General features: G+C 48.1%; 19 protein-coding genes. 16 read left to right on the top strand and 3 right to left on the bottom strand.

The features are described from left to right. Nucleotides 1-31 precede the first annotated feature (31 nt). From VIM72_RS14330 to VIM72_RS14285, 10 genes are all read left to right on the top strand, one after another. Nucleotides 32-1,249 (top strand): tetratricopeptide repeat protein, encoded by a 1,218-nt coding sequence (locus VIM72_RS14330; RefSeq protein WP_332003506.1) that lies wholly within the window; start codon nt 32-34, stop codon nt 1,247-1,249. Then, nucleotides 1,242-1,808 (top strand): SMI1/KNR4 family protein, encoded by a 567-nt coding sequence (locus VIM72_RS14325; RefSeq protein WP_332003505.1) that lies wholly within the window; start codon nt 1,242-1,244, stop codon nt 1,806-1,808. Before VIM72_RS14330 ends, VIM72_RS14325 begins: the two co-directional genes overlap by 8 nt. A 198-nt stretch (nt 1,809-2,006) precedes the next feature. Then, nucleotides 2,007-2,642 (top strand): (2Fe-2S)-binding protein, encoded by a 636-nt coding sequence (locus VIM72_RS14320; protein ID WP_332003504.1) that lies wholly within the window; start codon nt 2,007-2,009, stop codon nt 2,640-2,642. Beyond that, a complete protein-coding gene (locus tag VIM72_RS14315) occupies nt 2,639-3,619 on the top strand; it encodes a xanthine dehydrogenase family protein subunit M (RefSeq protein ID WP_332003503.1) in 981 nt (326 codons plus the stop codon). The genes VIM72_RS14320 and VIM72_RS14315 overlap by 4 nt, the downstream gene beginning before the upstream one ends. Beyond that, on the top strand, nt 3,616-5,853 hold the full coding sequence (locus VIM72_RS14310; protein WP_332003502.1) for a xanthine dehydrogenase family protein molybdopterin-binding subunit: 2,238 nt from the start codon (nt 3,616-3,618) through the stop codon (nt 5,851-5,853). Before VIM72_RS14315 ends, VIM72_RS14310 begins: the two co-directional genes overlap by 4 nt. Next, entirely contained in the window at nt 5,850-7,004 is a 1,155-nt protein-coding gene (locus tag VIM72_RS14305; RefSeq protein WP_332003501.1) for an XdhC family protein, read from the top strand. The genes VIM72_RS14310 and VIM72_RS14305 overlap by 4 nt, the downstream gene beginning before the upstream one ends. Next, on the top strand, nt 7,004-7,597 hold the full coding sequence (locus VIM72_RS14300; protein WP_332003500.1) for a nucleotidyltransferase family protein: 594 nt from the start codon (nt 7,004-7,006) through the stop codon (nt 7,595-7,597). Before VIM72_RS14305 ends, VIM72_RS14300 begins: the two co-directional genes overlap by 1 nt. 274 nt (nt 7,598-7,871) lie before the next feature. Continuing rightward, complete coding sequence (locus VIM72_RS14295; RefSeq protein WP_332003499.1) at nt 7,872-8,765, top strand: phytanoyl-CoA dioxygenase family protein; 894 nt, start codon at nt 7,872-7,874, stop codon at nt 8,763-8,765. Nucleotides 8,766-8,777: 12 nt separating this feature from the next. Further along, nucleotides 8,778-9,590 (top strand): SDR family oxidoreductase, encoded by an 813-nt coding sequence (locus VIM72_RS14290; protein WP_332003498.1) that lies wholly within the window; start codon nt 8,778-8,780, stop codon nt 9,588-9,590. Between the two features lie 95 nt (nt 9,591-9,685). Then, nucleotides 9,686-10,426, top strand: a complete 741-nt coding sequence (locus VIM72_RS14285; RefSeq protein ID WP_332003497.1) for a DUF72 domain-containing protein — start codon at nt 9,686-9,688, stop codon at nt 10,424-10,426. Between the two features lie 53 nt (nt 10,427-10,479). On the opposite strand, the gene VIM72_RS14280 is transcribed toward VIM72_RS14285, so the two are convergent. Continuing rightward, the gene (locus VIM72_RS14280) at nt 10,480-11,259 is read right to left on the bottom strand and encodes an Fpg/Nei family DNA glycosylase (RefSeq protein WP_332003496.1); all 780 of its coding nucleotides are present in this window, start codon (nt 11,257-11,259) and stop codon (nt 10,480-10,482) included. 214 nt (nt 11,260-11,473) lie between these two features. On the opposite strand from VIM72_RS14280, the gene VIM72_RS14275 reads away from it, so the two are divergent. Then, the gene (locus VIM72_RS14275) at nt 11,474-12,229 is read left to right on the top strand and encodes a murein L,D-transpeptidase catalytic domain family protein (RefSeq protein WP_332003495.1); all 756 of its coding nucleotides are present in this window, start codon (nt 11,474-11,476) and stop codon (nt 12,227-12,229) included. A 1-nt stretch (nt 12,230) separates the two neighbouring features. Here the strand turns inward: VIM72_RS14275 and VIM72_RS14270 are convergent, their stop codons facing one another. Together VIM72_RS14270 and VIM72_RS14265 are read right to left on the bottom strand one after the other, a co-directional pair. Further along, entirely contained in the window at nt 12,231-13,790 is a 1,560-nt protein-coding gene (locus VIM72_RS14270) for a L,D-transpeptidase family protein (protein ID WP_332003494.1), read from the bottom strand. 161 nt (nt 13,791-13,951) lie between these two features. Continuing rightward, nucleotides 13,952-14,539: a hypothetical protein gene (locus VIM72_RS14265; protein WP_332003493.1), complete on the bottom strand. Its 588-nt coding sequence runs from the start codon at nt 14,537-14,539 to the stop codon at nt 13,952-13,954. A 228-nt stretch (nt 14,540-14,767) separates the two neighbouring features. Between VIM72_RS14265 and VIM72_RS14260 the strand changes: the two genes are divergently transcribed. The 5 genes from VIM72_RS14260 to VIM72_RS14240 all read left to right on the top strand — a co-directional run. After that, nucleotides 14,768-15,586 (top strand): DUF5672 family protein, encoded by an 819-nt coding sequence (locus VIM72_RS14260; protein ID WP_332003492.1) that lies wholly within the window; start codon nt 14,768-14,770, stop codon nt 15,584-15,586. A 65-nt stretch (nt 15,587-15,651) separates the two neighbouring features. Next, nucleotides 15,652-16,602 carry a hypothetical protein gene (locus VIM72_RS14255; RefSeq protein WP_332003491.1) on the top strand — a complete coding sequence of 317 codons (951 nt, stop codon included), beginning with the start codon at nt 15,652-15,654 and terminating at the stop codon, nt 16,600-16,602. A gap of 53 nt (nt 16,603-16,655) precedes the next feature. Beyond that, entirely contained in the window at nt 16,656-17,237 is a 582-nt protein-coding gene (locus VIM72_RS14250; RefSeq protein ID WP_332003490.1) for a class I SAM-dependent methyltransferase, read from the top strand. Then, nucleotides 17,216-18,229: a glycosyltransferase gene (locus VIM72_RS14245; protein WP_332003489.1), complete on the top strand. Its 1,014-nt coding sequence runs from the start codon at nt 17,216-17,218 to the stop codon at nt 18,227-18,229. Before VIM72_RS14250 ends, VIM72_RS14245 begins: the two co-directional genes overlap by 22 nt. 18 nt (nt 18,230-18,247) lie before the next feature. Beyond that, the coding region (locus tag VIM72_RS14240) for a glycosyltransferase (RefSeq protein WP_332003488.1) at nt 18,248-19,168 on the top strand (921 nt) is incomplete at its 3' end.

The raw sequence follows: 19,168 nt of genomic DNA, 5'->3' as shown, positions 1-19,168 counted from the left end.
TTCGCGTAACTTGCGCCAAAGCAAGTAACATATGGCGATGCATGAATTTGAAACACTGGTGGAACTATCTGTTCTTTGCCTGGATAGAAGCCAGGAAGAAGGACTGGACCGCAGGAGCCTCTTTTTTAACCTGTACAAATTACAACAGCAATACGATACCGCGTTTACCCACTTCCGGGTGATGGACGTGCTGATCAAACATCATTTCGTATATACATTTCCCGTTAGCGCGCACCCGGCTTATGCCACCCATGCCGCCTGGTTTGATGCGCTGGCTGCCAGCCGGAAATTCAGCTTCATATACCGTAACCCCACTGCGGAATGGGACCAGGAAACCAATCCTGTAGCCGGTTACGCCAATTTTGATTTTACAACCCAGTCGTACATCATGTACTGCGACGCCGGCTCATTTCTCTGGGCCGATATGGCAGCCAATAGCACGCTTACCGGCGATGATGCTATAGCTCCGGAAAAAACGGATGTTTTCTCACTGGCGCATGAAGTAGCGGAAGCCGCCGGCGAACAAAAAGATAAAGATGTACTGGGCCTGTGGTACCAGCTGCTTCCTTATATGGTGATGGAAGCAGAACAGGAAGGGGAACCCATTCACTACAAAGCACTGGAAGCCATCCTCGACCTGGTAGTCGCCAACGATGCCATTCCGGAGGAAGGATTACCGCCGGCAGATGAACTGCCCGTAGGCGGTGAGCTGGGTAAATTCTGCCAGTGGTGGTACGCCCCCGCAGCAGATAAAATGCCCGCCACAGCGCCGGAGCAGGCAGAAGAAGAAATAGACCTTGATGCCGTGCCTTTTAAAGCGCAGGTGGAAAAAAGCGCCGCATGGTATGAACAACAGGTAGTGGAAATTTTGCAGGAAGCCAATACAGCTATCACTGAAATGGAAGATAACGGCGCCAGTGAAGCCACACGGCAAAGCGTTTTCAGCCGCCTGCAGGAAGGGCTTTCATATGCAGATAAAGGGCTGGAATTATCACCTGATGAGCCGGGGTTACTGATGAACAAAGGCTCCATCCTCATGCTGCTGGAACAATACAACCAGGCGCTTGCCACGTATGATAAAGCACTGGCGCTTGCGCCAGACAATGCCTATGTACATTTAAACCGGGCAGTGCTCTTTTATCATATGGAACAGATCCCCGAAGCCATCGCCTCCTTTGAACGGCTGCTGCAACTGGAACCGGGAAATGAATTTGCACAGCAATGGCTTGCACACCTGAAAAATGACTGACAATAAGCAGATAACAGCTATTGAAAAAGCACTCGGCCTCGTTTTGCCGGGTGCTTACCGTGATTACCTGCAGCAACACCTGGCGGAAGACAAGCCCGTAACAGATCTCATCCTGCTGTATGGCACAGGGATCCTGGTACAACGGAACAACGACTACGAGGTTCAACGCTATCTTCCCTCCTGGATCAGCATCGGCGACGACGGCGGAGGGCGCGCCATCTGTCTTCACTGCAACCCAAACGATCCGGCAGTTTATATCACCGGGTACGGCGCATTGGATACCGGCAGTATGGAAGTGCTCAGCACCGGTTTTGAAGCCTGGGTGCAGGATGGCTTTCCACTGGATATTATCCGGGAAGCCCCAGATGTAATTGTATTCAGGTCGTCAGAAACTTTTCAGCTGAGAAGCGCCTGGATGGAGCTACATCGGGCGCTTACCCAACTGGAGTCCGCCAAAGCAACAATGGATCTCAAATCATATATACAACAGAAACGCCTGTTACAGCAACAGTTAGAAGATTTTGAAAAACAACATGCCGGCAAAAACTACCGGCTATAAAGCGTTCCCGCGGTTATTTGTTAAATAAGATCCTATCAAAATAAATTTACCTGGCGCCGGCCTGCTGTAACGTGCTCACCATTTCCTTATAACCTCTTTTCTGCACACCCCGGTAAAAATACAATTCCACTCATCTATTTTTAAAACCCAAATACGGGATTTATTTACTAACTTATTAGGGATTAAATATGGTAGAAAATGCCACAGGAAAACGACCAACAACACTATCCGCACAGGAAGGATAAACACGAAGCCCGCCGCGACTTCCTGAAACAATCCTCCGCCGTGATGGCCCTGGCGCTCACGCCACCGCTGGTAATAAAAGCGGCTCAGCACGATGAGGCCATCGCCGGCATCTTTGAGAAAATGCCCGTAAGTATGGAAATCAACGGAAAAAAAGTACAGGTTTCCGTAGAACCACGCGTTACATTACTGGACCTGCTCCGGGAACAGCTGCAGCTTACCGGCACAAAAAAAGGCTGCGATCATGGCCAGTGCGGCGCCTGTACGGTACATGTTGATGGCCAACGGATCAACTCCTGCTTAACGCTGGCTGTGATGCAGGAAGGAAAAAAGATCACCACTATCGAAGGTCTTGCCAACGGCGAACAGCTGCACCCTGTACAGGAGGCGTTCATTAAGCACGACGGCTTCCAGTGCGGCTACTGTACCCCCGGGCAGATCATGTCGGCTGTAGCCTGCATCCGTGAGGGCCATGCCGGTTCCCCTGAAGAAATAAGAGAGTTCATGAGCGGTAATATCTGCCGCTGTGGCGCTTATGATAATATTGTTCATGCCATTATGGACGTAAAACAGGGAGGGAAAACAGTATGAATCAATTTTCCTATGTACGGCCTGCCAGCCTGAAAGCCGCTGTAGACGCCGTAGCAAAAGACAACTCCGCCCGCTTTATTGCCGGCGGCACCAACCTGCTTGACCTGATGAAAAGCGGCGTAATGATCCCGGAAAAGCTGGTAGACATTAACCGTTTACCATTGAAAGATATACAGCTGAATGGCAACACACTTCATATAGGCGCCCTGGCGCTCAACAGTGAACTGGCTGCTCATGAACTGGTAACCACGCACCACCCGTTACTATCGCAGGCGCTGCTGGCAGGCGCTTCGCAGCAACTCCGCAATATGGCCACCGTAGGCGGCAATATGATGCAGCGCACCCGCTGCACCTATTTTTACGATACTACCATGCCCTGCAATAAGCGCAGCCCCAACAGCGGTTGCGGCGCCATAGGCGGCATCAACCGTATGCATGCCATCTTCGGGGCCAGCGAAAGCTGTATTGCAGTACATCCCAGCGATATGTGCGTGGCGCTGGCCGCACTGGACGCCACCGTACTGGTAACCGGCCCCAAAGGTAACCGCCGCATCCCCTTTACAGATTTTCACCGCCTGCCGGGCAACACCCCACAGCTGGATAATAACCTGGCAAAAGGGGAACTGATCACCGCGGTGGAAATTCCCGCTAACGCCTACACGAAAAATGTATACTACCTCAAGGTACGCGATCGCGCCTCTTATGCCTTTGCACTGGTATCCGTAGCAGCGGCGCTGGACATCAGTAATAATGTGATCAGGAGCGCCCGCCTGGCCATGGGTGGAGTAGCGCATAAACCATGGCGGCTGTATGAGGCAGAGAAAGCACTGGCCGGGAAAACCCCCACGGAAGAGAATTTCCGCGCAGCGGCAGCCATCGCATTGCAATCTGCCAAAACATACCAGCATAACCAGTTTAAAACAGGTTTATCCGTAAACAGTATTCAAACCGCTTTACTAAAAGCTGCCAGCGTATGAAAAAGCAACAAACAGGACAGTCGATGGACCGTGTAGATGGCCGCCTGAAAGTAACCGGCGGCGCAAAATACTTTGCAGACCATCACCTGCCGGACCTCTTATATGCCGCACTGGTATGCAGTCCCATCAGCAACGGCACCATTAAAAACATTAACACTGCCAAAGCATTAAAGGCCCCCGGTGTAGCAGATGTGGTATCCCACCTGAACGCACCGCCGGTACCGGGGTATAAAAATGCCGATCCCAACGCGAAAGATGGCCTTAAAATATTTAAAGACAACCGCATTTATTCCAACGGGCAACCTGTAGCCGTAGTACTGGCCAACACGCTGGAACGCGCGGTGCATGCCGCTTCCCTGGTAGAAGTACAATACGACCAGGAAACGCATTACACGGATATAAATGCCAGCATGGGCAAAGCATTTCAGAATAACCGGATGAAAGACTATGTGCGCGGCGAAGCAGATGCCTGGAAAAAAGCAGCTGTTACCCTCGATGCCACTTATACCATTCCACTGGAAGTACATAACCCCATGGAACTGGCCGGCATCATTGCACACTGGGATACGCCGGATACATTGGTGCTGTACGCGAAAACACAGGGCGTGAAAAATGTACAGGATACCGTAAAAAGACTCTTCCAGTTACCGGAACAGAATATCACCGTACACTCCCGCTTTGTGGGCGGAGGATTTGGCATGGCGCTGCGCGTGTGGCCAATGGAAGTAGCCACCATACTGGCTGCCAGGAAAATACGCAAACCGGTGAAACTCGTAATTACGCGCGACCAGATGTTCACCCTGGTTGGTTACCGCCCCAATGCCATACAAAAGCTGAGCCTTGGCGCTACTAACGATGGTAAACTTACGGGCATCACCCACGAAGCGGTAGCCGTTACTTCGCCTTATGAAGATTTCACAGAAGGCATTGTAGCCATGAGTAAATTTATGTATGCCTGCCCCAATGTAAATACCCGTTACAAACTGGTACCGCTCAACCTGAGCACACCGGTCTGGATGCGCGGCCCAGGTGAAGCTACCGGCGCATTTGCGCTGGAATCGGCCATTGATGAGCTGTCTTACAAACTCAATATGGACCCGCTTCAGCTCAGGATACTAAACCATGCGGATACCGATCCTGAAAAAGACCTGCCTTTCTCCAGTAAATACCTGAAAGAAGCATACGAACTGGGCGCTGAAAAAATCGGGTGGACTAACCGCAAGGCTGCTCCCCGCAGTATGCAGGAAGACGGGATGCTGGTAGGATATGGCATGAGCAGCGGTACTTTTGGCGCTTTCCGCGGCAAAGCTACGGTATCGGCTACACTAAAAGCCGATGGTTCCCTTATTCTCCAGAGCGCGGCTGCGGATATTGGACCGGGCACTGCTACTGCCATGGTGCAGATAGCGGCAGACGTAACCGGCATTGCTCCTTCAAAAATACAATTCATGCTCGGTGAATCTGCTTACCCTTTTGCGCCACAACAGGGAGGCTCTTCCACCGTATCTACACTTGGCAGCGCTGTAACAGACGCCTGTAAGGCATTACAGCAAAAGCTGGCATCGCTGGCCATCAGCAATGTGCCGGCATTTAAAAATGCAACGCCGGGAACAATAATTTTTGAAGATGGGCAACTGCTGAGAGCCGGTCAGCCGGAAAAAATCACTTACGAATCCCTCCTGCAACAACAGCAGTTACCGGAAGTAAATGTAGTGGCTACCTCACAAAGCGGAGACGAAAGGAAAAAGTATTCCATGTACTCTTTCTCTGTGCACTTCACCAAAGTACACGTACATCCTCAAACCGGCGTGGTGCGCATAAAACATATTGTGAGCGTGGCCGATGCAGGTACCATCGTAAACACGAAAACCGCCCGCAGCCAGATGATAGGCGGCGTAGTGGGCGGCATTGGCATGGCCCTCACAGAAGAAGCGATCCTGGATCACCGCTTCGGACGTTTTGTAAATAATAACTATGCCGATTACCATGTTCCTGTAAATGCAGATACGCCACCCACTGATGTGTATTTCATCAATAAGAAAGATCCTTACATCAATCCCATGGGATCCAAAGGCATGGGGGAAATAGCGCTGATCGGCTTTGCGGCGGCGGTTTCCAATGCCGTGTATCATGCTACCGGTAAACGCGTGCGCGACCTGCCCATCACCCCGGACAAAGTGCTGGATGAAAAAGCGGCACTGCAATGGAAAGTGGAAAATAAACTGAATACATGAAAGAACTGGAAGACATCGTAAAATCATATTACGCAGCCTGCCGCCAGGGAATAAAAACGGCGCTGGCAACAGTGGTACATGTAGAAGGCTCTGCTTACCGCCAACCCGGCGCAAAAATGCTGGTAACGGAAAATGGTACGCTTACCGGCGCTATCAGCGGTGGCTGCCTGGAAGGAGATGCCCTGCGGAAGGCCCAGCTGGTAATGATGCAGCAGCAGCCGATGCTGGTCACCTACGATACCAATGATGAAGATGATGCCAAACTGGGTGTAGGACTTGGATGCAACGGCATTATTCATATATTACTGGAGCCGGTGAATACAGAAGATCCGCTCAACGCAGTAGCTATGCTGGAGGAAATAATATCCCACCGTGCCCCTGCCGTATTGGTGACCCTGTTTACACTGCACCGGCGTAAAGGACCTCAACCCGGTACCTGCCTGGTGCTTACCGCCAATGGCAAAATGCATCACTGCATACCCGATCAGCAGCTGCAAAATGCTATCGCCACCGATGCGCATCATGCATTACAATCACGCAGCTCCTTTACAAAAACCTATCTTTCTACCGGCAACGACTATACGACGCATACCTCATACATTCCACCGGCGCCACAACTCCTGGTGGCCGGCGCCGGCAACGATGTGATCCCGCTGGTGAAAATGGCCGCCCTTCTCGGATGGCATACCATTGTTGTTGACGGCCGCCCCGGTTACGCCACCGCCGCCAGGTTCCCGGAAGCTACGCAGGTGCTCATGGCCAGGCCTGCACAGGCGCTTTCGCAACTGCAAACAGACCAGTATACCGCCGCCGTGCTGATGACGCATAACTATAACTACGACCTCGCCCTGCTGGCACAGCTGTTGCCGCTGCCGCTTGCGTATATCGGCGTGCTGGGCCCTGTTAAAAAACTGCAACGTATGCTGGATGAACTGGCGGAAAACAATATCTCCATTACCCGTCAGCAACGGGCACGTATACACGGCCCGGCCGGACTGGATCTTGGTGCGGAAACCGCAGAAGAAATTGCCCTGTCGGTGATCAGCGAAATAAAATCTGTGCTGTCGGCCACCGCTGCCACCTCCCTGCGGGAAAAAACAACAGCCATTCATTCCCGCGAACAGCAGGTCATCCTTCAACAACATTTATAATGAAAACAACCGGTATCATTATCCTGGCGGCTGGCGCCTCTAAAAGACTTGGAACTCCCAAACAGCAACTCCTTTTCCAGAACAAAAGCCTGCTGCAAAATGTAGTGCATACTGTCCATCATTTCGATATGCCCGCCGTAGTAGTGCTTGGCGCTTTTGCCACACAGATCAGGGAACAACTGGTGACCGGAAAAGTACACACCGTTGTAAACCCCCACTGGCCGGCCGGTATGGGTGGCTCTATCCGTACAGGATTACAACACCTGCTGCACATGGCGCCCCATGTAAATAATGTACTGCTGTTGCTGTGCGATCAACCCTTTATTACCCCTTCCCTGCTGGAGGAAATGATCACATTGAAAAATACTTCCGGCAAAGCCATCGTTGCCTGTACCTATGGCGATGCCACCGGTACCCCTGCCCTCTTTGAAAAATCTTTCTTCCCGCAGCTGCTGGCGCTGAACGGCCAGGAAGGCGCTAAAAAAATATTGCTGCAACACCCTGAGCAGTTAGCTACTGTGCACTTCCCACAGGGGGCAATAGATATAGATACCACTGCCGACTATGAACAACTGCTCACCAACGGGAAATAATCAACCCGGAAAAAATATTTTTTGGTAAATAAAAGGACATGCTTATATTTGTCTACAAGATTGGTAGACTAATAAAATCACATCACCATGAACACAGATCAAAACCATCGAAATCAGCGCCTGTTAAGCGCTTCAACCAACCGCCCCATAATAGCGGCATCTTATTGTTGTTGTTAACACCACCCCCACCCTGCGGCCACCCCACCAATTGCCGCTGTAGCATTTTCTATTTCAACAACTGATTTATCACTGTCAACAAAAAAAATTTTTCGTCATGAAAACGACAAACCAACCTGTGTTCTCTCTCTCCGGGGGAGTAACTGCCGCACATCTTGCATGGTTCCGTACCTATGGTATCATACAGTTTAAAAACTTCCTGGACAAAAGCGCGCTTGCCACTGTGCATGAAGAAGTAGAGCGCGTACAGGAACTACTGATCCGGAATAACATTGAAAAAGTAAATGGCATTCCCCTGAAATTCGGTACAGATGTGGATGGCAGCCCATTAATCCAGCGCATCGCTTTCGCATCCCACTACAGCAACGTGCTGCGTGAATTGCTGAAAGACCAGCGACTGCAATCACTTACTGCTTTGCTGGGCCCTTACTCCGGCAGGATAGGTGAAAACGAGAAAGACGGCCTGGTAGTGAACCACTATGTAAACACTACCGAGAGCCAGTTCAAACAACTGGGATGGCATACCGATAGCCCGCGGGACCTGTTTCTGGGCTCGCGCATCCTTCCCATGCTGAATGTGGGTATTCACCTGGACAACTGCCCGCTGGATAACGGCGGCCTTAGAGTATTGCCCGGCACGCATGAACAAGGTTTGCTCAAACTCCTGTTCAGGAAAAAATATTTCATCGATAACAATCCTGATGAAAAGGAAGTAGGCTTTGATATTGAAGCAGGCGATCTCACCGTTCACGACGGGCGTCTCTGGCACCGGGTGCAGCAATCGCCCTACACCGGCGAAAAGAGCCGCAGAAGAGTGATGTACATTCCCATCATTACAGGTGCTTATCAACCTAAAACATCAAATAGCCCTACGCCTTTTTATCATAAGCTGGCGCATCTTAAACAACATCTGTATGGTGGCAAACCACAATGGGCGAATGTAAAAGCCCGGTCCGGAAGCCTTGCAGAAGTAAACACTCCATCTCTCTAAAAATATAATCCGATGTCATACGCATTAATAACCGGCGCAGCCAAAGGAATAGGAAAAGCCATTGCTGCCCAACTCGCGGAAAGAAACTATCATTTGCTGCTGGTAGATATAGATGAAAAAACACTATCTGCTACAGCAACAGCCATCGCTGCACAGTATCACGTTAACGTACATACGCTGCACCAGGATCTGTCGGCGCCCGATGCTTTGCACAACGTTACCGCCTGGAGCAATACCTGGCATCATTCGCTTTCCGTGGTGGTGAACAACGCCGGTTATGGCATCAACGGGCCTTTTGAACAGCTTACCTTACAGGAGCAGTTCAATATCATTGATGTGAATATCAAGGCACAGGTGGGCTTGTCATACGCCTATATACCTGTGCTGCGGAAATTTCCGAAAGCATACCTGCTCAACCTGGCCAGCACTACGGCCTATCAAACGGTGCCTTATCTTAACATCTACGCATCTACGAAGGCTTTTGCGCTGTCCTTTACCCGGGGCCTCCGCTATGAGCTCAGGCATTCGCCCATATCAGTGAGCGCACTGAGCCCCGGGAGTACCGACACTGATTTTGTAAACAGGGCACGCATGGGCGACTATACCCGCAACGTGGCCAACCGTTTCAACATGACACCGGAAAGGGTCGCTAAAATAGCTGTGGACGGGCTTTTCAAAGGCAAAGCTGAAATTGTGCCCGGCTTCACCAATAAGCTGAATGCCTGGCTGCCAAAATTCTTCCCCAAATTGTTTGTAGAAAAAATTGCGGCGGGCATCTATGAGCCCAAAGAAAAAGAGGCTGGCACTATTGCACTTACTACCTGATACACAAGCCCTGCTTAATGAGAAAGCGGCATCATCTCCGATGCCGCTTTCTTGTATATATGGGAATAACATTTGTAGTGCTGTTATAAAAAGATATGGCAACTACAGGCATTCATATCGGCACATCGGGCTGGAGCTATAAACACTGGAAAGAAATATTCTATCCTGCCGGGCTGAAGCCCGCCGGCTATCTTTCTTTTTATGCTGAGCAGTTTAAAGTCACGGAAATAAACACCAGCTTTTATCATCTGCCCAAACCATCTACTGTAAAAGGCTGGATAGAAAAAGTACCGGCGCGTTTTTATTTCTGCCCTAAGATCAGCCGTTATATCACCCATGTAAAAAGATTACTGGATCCGGAAGAATCATTACCGAGGTTCTTTGATATTTTCGATCCTTTTATAAAACACCTGGGACCGGTACTGATCCAGTTGCCACCCTCTGCGGCCTTTGAACCGGAAAGGGTTGATCACTTCTTCAGCGTGCTCACAAAAACCTGGCGTGGTTATCATTTCGCACTGGAAGCGAGGCATAAAAGCTGGCTTTCTGATGAAGCGATGGCGCTGCTCCGGCAATATAAAATTGCCTGGGTTATTGCGCTGTCGGGCCACCGGTGGCCATTTGCAGAAGCCATTACCGCAAAGCATATCTACGTCCGTTTCCACGGGCCGGATGGCAAATATGATAAGCTATATCCCGAAAAAACAATGGAAGCCTACGCGGGAAAATTCAGGGAGTGGCAGCAGGAAAAACATACTATCTGGGCATTCTTTAACAACGACGGGCACGGCTATGCGCTGCAGAATGCAGCCCGGATCATTGAATTGCTTAAATAATTCTCTGCCTGCAGTTACCGGGTAATACAGCAATTTTATCCCAGCTCATTACCTTATTCAAATAATTCCTGTTCGTCGGTATAATAGGTTTTCCGCCCCCCGCCGGTATCTTTCTTAATAGGCGCTCCACCAGGGCTTTCAGTTAGTTTGGCGTTGTGCACCAGCATAAAATCACGCACCTCACCGTTGATGATATCAGGATTACTTTTCAGTATCTTCTTTTCAGCACCTTCCAGTATTTTTCTTACGGATTTTAAAAGCGCTTTGATTTTCGGAGCGGGTATTTTATTACAGATGGAAAAGGGAGAGATCTTTGCATCCCACAGGATATCATCTGCATAAGCATTTCCTATTCCCAGCACATTGTGCTGGTCCAGCAGGTATTTTTTAATGGTAGTTTTTTTCTTTGCCAGTTGTTCTTTAAGATAACTTTCGTTGAAATCGTCCGACAACGCATCAGGCGCCGTTTTTTCTTCAGGGTCCAGCTGAACATTGGCGGCGGCCTGGAAGTCTGTTAACGCCAGCCCTGTGCCATCAGCAAACAACAGCTCTACAATGGTATGCTTTTGCTCATTTTTCTTTTCAAATAAATACAGCTTTCCATGCAACATTAAGTGCATTCCCAGCACATGTTTGTTTTTAAATATAAAGTGCAATTCCTTGCCTACCCGTTGAATATGCTGTAATGACTGCCCCTCCAGTGCGGATTTCAGGTCGGCTTCTTTAACACGCAGCTTCTTTCCATTATTGACAGTAACGGATGTCAGTTTTTTATGCAGCAGCGCCTTTTCCAGGTTATGACGAAAGGCCTGCAGATCGGGTAATTCAGGCATGATGCTAATTTTAAGATAAATTAAGGATTATGGTGAAAATAATTACTTATACATATTTTTCATGTATGTGAACAACCTGTTAAAACTACCAGCTCCAGCAGCCTCAGACGGGCCTTTGAGGGCATTTTTAGCCCCGAAAAGGTTATCTTTGCTGTCTATGTTTTTCTCTAAACCAATTACATTTCTCTAAACCAAATAAACACGGAGTGTGAACATGAAATTGAAGCAAGTGATTAGACCGTTAGTTTTTATTATTACCATTAGTCTTTTCGTATTTCTATTTACAAATTTTACAAATCTTACCCCCGTAAAATCCACAGCCGCCGCCCAACCGGCTACTGCTGTTAAAACGGATTCCGTACAACGGGAAAGCCTGTACGATATGATGCGGCTGGATACCACCGGTCTTTCGAGAGACGCATTTGAAAATGCCATGATCGGTTTTGAGCATCTGCAGGAAAACGGACGGATTAAAAACCCGGATGTACTGTCTATCATCGACTTCTCCCTGCCCAGCACAAAAAAGCGTTTGTTTGTAATAGACCTGAAGAATAAGCTGTTACTTTTTAACACGCTGGTATCCCATGGCCGGAATTCCGGTAAAGATATGGCCAATACTTTTTCAAACCAGATGAACAGCTTTAAGAGCAGTCTTGGTTTCTATATCACCGGCGATACCTATACCGGCGAGCACGGCTATTCCCTCCGCCTGGAAGGAGAGGAAGCCGGCATTAATGATAACGCCCTCAGCAGAGGTATTGTTATGCATAGTGCCGATTATGTAAATGACAAGCTCGGTAAATTACAGGGGTATATAGGCCGCAGCCTGGGATGCCCTGCCATTCCTGAGAATGTGCACCGCAAAGTGATCAGCAGTATCCGTAACGGTACCTGCCTGTTCCTTTACAGCCCCGATAAATATTATTCCGCACATACAAAGATCCTCGTGAAAGACAGCAGCGCGTCCTAAACTATTTAAACAGCTTTTGTTTAAATACCTCGTCGTGCTCATATACATCGGAGGCAAAATGTAGTTTGCCTCCTTCCGTCCACGCAGTGAAATAAGTAATGATCACCGGTACGGGGTCTTTTACCGCCACAAACTTTTCTTTCCCGCTATTCATGGCGCTGTCAATTTTTTCGTTGGTCCATTGAGGTGAGCCCTCCAAAACAAACTGCGCCATTTTCACCGGGTCTTTTAACCGGATACAACCATGGCTGTAAGCCCGGTTATCCCGCTCAAAAAGCCCTTTCTCGGGCGTATCATGAAAATAAATATTGTAGCTGTTGGGAAACAGGAACTTGACCCTGCCCAAAGCATTATGCGCCCCCGGTTTCTGACGGATCACCGGCAAGCCGTTTGCTTCCCCTGTTATCTCCATGTGTTTGGAAGCCAGGTAGCCCTTGTTACGCTGAACGGCAGGCAGGATCTCTTTCCGCACAATGCTGCGGGGAATATTCCAGTACGGGCTGAACACTACCTGGTTCAGCATTCCTGAAAACATGGTAGTACTATGCCCTTCTTTTCCTACCACAATATCCATATCAAACAGGCGTTTATCCCCATCCGTTACATGCAGTACAAAGGCCGGTATATTTACGAGGATCAGCTTTCCCTGCGGCTTAACAGGCATCCATTTCATGCGCTCCATATTCACCAGTAACTGTTGCAGCCGCTCTTCTGCGGAAACGTTCAATGCGTTAATCACGGTATCGTTCAGCACTCCATTCTGCGTATATCCGTTACTGTTACGGAAAGTATTGATCGCCGCTTCCAATTCGTCCGTAAATACAGCGGTACTGTCGCCGGGATTTAACTCCCCGGTAAGCTGCAGCCGTTTTTTTACCGCGATGATTTCAGGGGATGATTGTCCTTTTTTCAACCCTTTCTTTACCAGCGGCACCGGTTGCCAGCCTCCTTTGCGGACATATTCCCGGTAGGCTTTGAGATGCTCTTTCATAGGGGTTACTGCCGGAAACACTTTATCATTGGTTTGAAGCATGGAATCGGCCAGTTCCATTACAGGATACCGCTGGGCCGGTATCATATGCTCCAGCTGGCCAATACTGCCGCCGGTTTCCCGGAAATAATTGATAAGCCGCCAGGTAAGTTGCAGCTCTGTTTTGATGATCTCTTTATCAGAAGCGCTGATCTGCAGGCTATCTTCATCCATGAGGTCATTCAGCCGCCTGTCCAGCGCGCGGTTGCTTACGCTGTCCCTGCTGTAATTGTACAGGCTTCTGAAAGCAGCTGCCTGTTCTACCGGTCCCCGGCTATCGAACCAGGCAAATTCAAAATTGCGGGCATTATAAAAACTGCGGAGCCGGTTAGCAATGGTATCATCCAGTTTTTGTGAAGTAATAAATGCAGCTATTGCTGAACTGTCCAGGAACAGGTCGTTATAGGCGTTTCCGGGGGTGATTCCCGTATTCCGCGGACTGATGTGCTCATCAGAGTCAGCTGGGGCTGAAGGGGAACTACAGCCATGCAGCATATATGCAAACAATGTGATCAACAGGAGCTTCTTCATATCCTGAATCCTATCAAATTAAAAGCCGTTACAGGAATATGCCGTTATACAGGATCTGCGCTGCGGCAGCCGTAGCCCCTGCGGAACAAACTGTGCATATACTGCAACAAAAAGGTTCTCCTGCCAGGCGCAGGAGAACCTTTCCCAAAAGCATAAGGTGGCTAATTTTTTAGCCCCAGGTATTGCTGCACCGATTTATAATTTTTCCAGTCTACCCCACTCGCGCTACGGGCCTTCACACCTCCGGGCACCAGCACATAACGGAACTGCTGAATTACTTTTTCACCGGGATAATTACCAGAACTGAGATCATGGCTGGCCAGGATAATAATGCCCCCTTCTGTAGCACGGAAGCTCACAAACAGGTAAGGATCCACATAAGGCAATGGCACTATATAGGGCGCATCTGCAGAGTCAAGGTTAAAATAAACGTTGATAGCGCCTTTGGTAAGTATTTCTTTGGTAAGCTTCGGGATTTCGATAGCGCCAATAAAGCCATCGCCGGTAGGTTTCCCATTTTCATCGCGGATACTATCGAAGGCAACATTGAGCCAGTCGGAATAAATCACATTGGCTACACCGGTATCCCCCTTGTCCCCTTTGGGACCACCGGGACCAGCAGGACCAGCGGGACCGGCAGGACCAGGATTACCGGCTGGGCCCTGATCTCCATCTTTGGAGCAGGCGGCAAAAGCCAGGATTACGGCAAACAGGAACATCAAAGGCAGGTGACGGGAAGAAAGTTTCATAAAGGATGATTTTGGATGATTTAATATAATTAATGATATGTGGAGTTTCGAGGCAGCGGGATCTTTACACATTAGTCAAGATACAAAAAAACAAATAACAAAAACGGGATAATTTAGTTCAGATAGTTGTCGTTATCATTGAACAAAACAACCACCTGGTTGGTTAAATAAACGTCCCCGTTTTATCCTCTGACCTGTTTTTAATTTACGCTTTGTTAAAATATGAACGTGCTAAGCAAACTCTGTGTGATCATACCTGTGCATAAACCCATGCTGTCTGAGGATGAAAAACTGTCGCTGCTCGCCTGCTACAGGCACTTAAAAACATTTGACTGCTTCCTGGTTTTTCCGGAAGGAATGCCTGTAGACCAATACCTGGCCATACATCCCCGTCTTCAACCCAAACCGGTTGCTCCCAAATGGCTTTCTTCCCTGGAAAATTATAACAGGATGAAATTATATGCTCCTTTTTACCAACAGTTTTCCGGTTACGAGTTTATGATGACCTATGAACTGGACGCATATATCTTCAGTTCCAGCATACAGGAGCATCATGGCTTCGACTTCGACTTCATCGGAGCGCCTGTTTTTGAAGGATACCTGGAAGCCGGACCGGATGCGCCTTTCCACGGCGCGCTTAATTCAGGCTTTTCTATCCGCAATATTAAAGCTTGTCTTACTGTACTGAAATTATTAAAAAGATATAAGTTAAAGTGGAAATTCAATCACTTCCTATACGCCAATTTTGCAGCTTTACGAAGAAAGTTAAGGAAGGAACAGGATGCTATCTTTTTTAATTATTATCTGAAAAGATTTTATTCCGGGAAAAGTTTTAATGAAGATATGATCTGGACACAGGTAGTTCCTCTCCTGGCGCCTTCATTCAGAACAGCTCCCCCCGAAATTGCTGCCACCTTTAGTTTCGAGGTAAATCCCCAACGGCTGTATGAATCGAATAATGGTCGCCTGCCATTAGGATGCCATGCCTGGCCCAGGTTTCCATTCTGGGAAAAATATATAAAACGGGAGTCAGTACCGATTATTTAAATCCTTGTTTTGCAAACATCATTTCATTAAATTTATTATACATCCTATATAATTTATTATCAGGTATGGCCAATTATCATGTGCAATCTCCTGTCCTGTTATTATCCTTCAACCGACCTGATACCGCTCTGAAAATATTTGAACAGGTAAGAATAGCCCAGCCCGCTAAACTTTACATTGCAGCAGACGGGCCACGGGCAGGTAATGAAAAAGATATAGAATTATGCAGGGAAACGAGAAGGATTTATGACCAGATAGACTGGGATTGTAGCGTACACAAATTATTCAGCGAAAAAAACAAAGGCTGCAAGGTAGCAGTAGCTGAAGCCGTAAGCTGGTTCTTTCAACAGGAAGAAGAAGGTATTATCCTGGAAGATGATTGCCTGCCTTCCAACGACTTCTTCTATTTCTGTGACCAGCTCCTTCCCCGCTACCGGCACGATACACGCATAGTAAATATCACCGGCACCAATTTACAGATGGGGAAAAAATGGGGCAACGGGAGTTACTATTTTTCGCAATACAGCCATATCTGGGGCTGGGCAAGCTGGCGGCGTTCCTGGGAGGCATACGACATTGACCTGGAACATTATGAAGAAAAAGACGCCGTTTATGTACTGGAAAATATCTTTAGCGACAGGTTTCTCATAGACGCATGGATAGAAATCTTTCAAAATTTAAAAAGAAAAAAAATAGACTCATGGGACTACCAGTTCAACCTGATCAATTTTTTCAGAAACGGGCTATGTATCACACCCAACGTAAATCTTATCAGCAACCTCGGATTCCGGCCGGATGCCACTCATACGTTTAATGTCCGGGAACATCACGCTAACCTACCCGTGGAGCAACTGGAAAAACCATTGGTACATCCATCTTATTTTATACCGGAAAAACAGGCAGATTATTTTTTCTTAAATAAAGATTTCTTTCTTGAAGAAAAATGGCGGACGTTAAGAAAAGAGCAATTATTGAGAAGACGGTTTAAACGTTGGGCAAGAAATCTTTTTAAATAAAAAATACGCTAAACATCCAGCATATGTTCCGGAAAATGATAGAAAAATCAGCCATGAAAAAAATCCATTCTTACTATGATATAGACGGATGGCTCACAGAACGGGAAGCGCTGGGGCTTTTCCTCACTGCGCGTAAGCTGCCCCGCAATGCGGTAGTAGTGGAAATTGGCAGCTGGCAGGGGAAAAGCACTTACTGTATTTCCAAAGGGCTAAGGTCAGGGAAAATATATGCAATTGACCCTTTCAATGCAGACGCAGGGCTTGACCAGGGAAGCCGGCTGGAATACGCAGAAAAGGGAGCCAGCACCGACCTCCTGATGCGCTTCACAGAAAATATGGAACGCCTGTCTGTTCATGATAAGATCATCGTAAAAAAAGGATATTCTTTTGAGATGTATAACGACTTTGAGAAGATCGACTTCCTGTTCATCGACGGCGACCACTCCATTGCAGGATGCAGGTCCGATTTTGAACTATATGCTTCCAAAGTGGTGAAAGGCGGCTTTATTGCGTTCCACGATTATTACCCCGACCGGGATGAACTAGGCCCCACCTATGTTATAGAAAACCTTGCGAAGGATCATTTTAGTTTCTTCAGGCAATATGATTCATTATGGATTGGAAAAAAACGATAGATTATTCGCTGGTTATATGCACCTATAACCCGGATGAACGGATACTGAAACGGTGCCTGGAAGCCGTGTCGAAACTGGATACCACCGGTATCAACACCGAAGTGATCCTGGTGGATAACAACAGTGATATACCACTGCAGCAACAATTATATATAAGGGCATTTGAAGAAAAGATCCCGGGAATGCGGCTCCTTCTTGTACAGGAACAGGGGGTAAACTTCGCGCGCATGGCAGCTATAGAACAATCTGCAGGGAAATACATCGTGTACTTTGATTATGATAATGAACCTGAAAGTGACTACCTGCAGGAACTAAAAAAACTGAATGAACAATTTCCCGGGGTAGCCGCCTGGGGGCCAGGTAATGTAAAAGTAGATTTTATTGACGGTGTGGATGCCGCCATCCGGCAGTTTGCCAGCGCTGCCTTTCAGCAACGGCAGGAACAAACGATCCGCACCGCCAGCGAAAGCTCATGGCAATCCTGTTACCCTTTTGGTACCGGGCTTTGCACCTCGGCGCCTTTACTGAAAGAGTTTGTACAACTGGCCCGCCAGGGCCGTTTTACTGCCTCCGGCAGGAAAGGAAATAAGCTCAGCAGTGGGGAAGACACACAAATGGTATTACATTGCATCAGTAAAGGATACGCAGCAGGCGTAGCCCCTGGCCTGAAGCTCACGCATATCATTCCACAGCAACGGGCCAACAATAAATACCTGCAGCGACTCCTGTATGGCACATTTATGTGTTATGAAACCTGCTTGCTGCAGGTATTCCCCGAACAGAAAAAATCTCTTGAGCAAAAAATAATATCACCCTGGAAATTCTCACGGAAATCAGTGAAAAAGTTTCTCCGGGCACGATGGAGCAAAGACCCTCATAAAATGTTTGATCTTGTGCATTTCATCGCCATCCATGCCGGTACTTATGCGGCGCTGAACAAACCGGTACCGCTGCCGGTAAATCAGATAGTGAGGATACTCAAAGTAGAATAATTTAAAAAAGAATAAAAAATGAAGTGGAATATCCCGGAAAGTAAGGTAAAAGGCGTTTCTGTAATTATATGCTGTTATAACAGCGCTTCCCGGCTGCCGCAAACATTGGCTCATTTGAATAAACAGGTAGTACCTGAAGATTTCTTCTGGGAAATTATACTGGTTAACAATGCCTCATCCGATAATACAGTGGAATACGCAAAGTCCGTTTGGCAGACAAATCAACCGGTAAATGCCTCCTGCAGGGTGGTGGATGAACTTTGCCCCGGACAAATGTTTGCCCGGAAGAAAGGTGCCAGGGAAGCAAAATATGAATGCCTGATATTTTGTGACGATGATAACCTGCTGGATGAAAACTACGTTTACCTTTCGTGGCAGGTGATGGGGAAAGATAAAATGATCGGGGCCGCCGGAGGGCAAAATGTACCGGTAACAAATGTGGACACCTATCCCGACTGGTTTGAAGAGTATAAAGATAAATATGCTATTGGGATTCCTGCGGAAGAATCGGGTGATGTAACTCACCGTGGGTTTGTGCTTGGCGCAGGGCTCATCACCCGGCGGACATTGTTTCTACAGGTATTCGACGACAGGTATCCATCTCTCCTGAATGGCAGGAATGGTGAAAAACTCACCACCGGCGATGATTTCGAATACTGCAAGCGCCTGCTTCTGTGGGGGTTTACATTATACTACGACAAACATCTGAAACTGAAACATTTTATACCGGCAGAAAGACTGACAACAGACTACAGGGACCGCCTGATGGATGGTATCCGCGAAGCCAGCAAAGTGTTGAGCGTTTATGACCGTGCGCTTTATCTGCACAACAAGAACAAACACAAAAACAAGTGGCGCCTGCTGATGCTCACGCCCTTCAGGATCCTGCTGGCAAGAATAGGGTTATCTAAAAGGGATCTGCTCACGGAGCGGCAGGTG

The sequence above is a fragment of the Chitinophaga sp. genome, assembly GCF_036569185.1.
Taxonomy (GTDB): Bacteria; Bacteroidota; Bacteroidia; order Chitinophagales; family Chitinophagaceae; genus Chitinophaga.
Note: the sequence above shows the minus strand (reverse complement) of the source record. Positions and strands in the feature narration are given on the sequence as shown.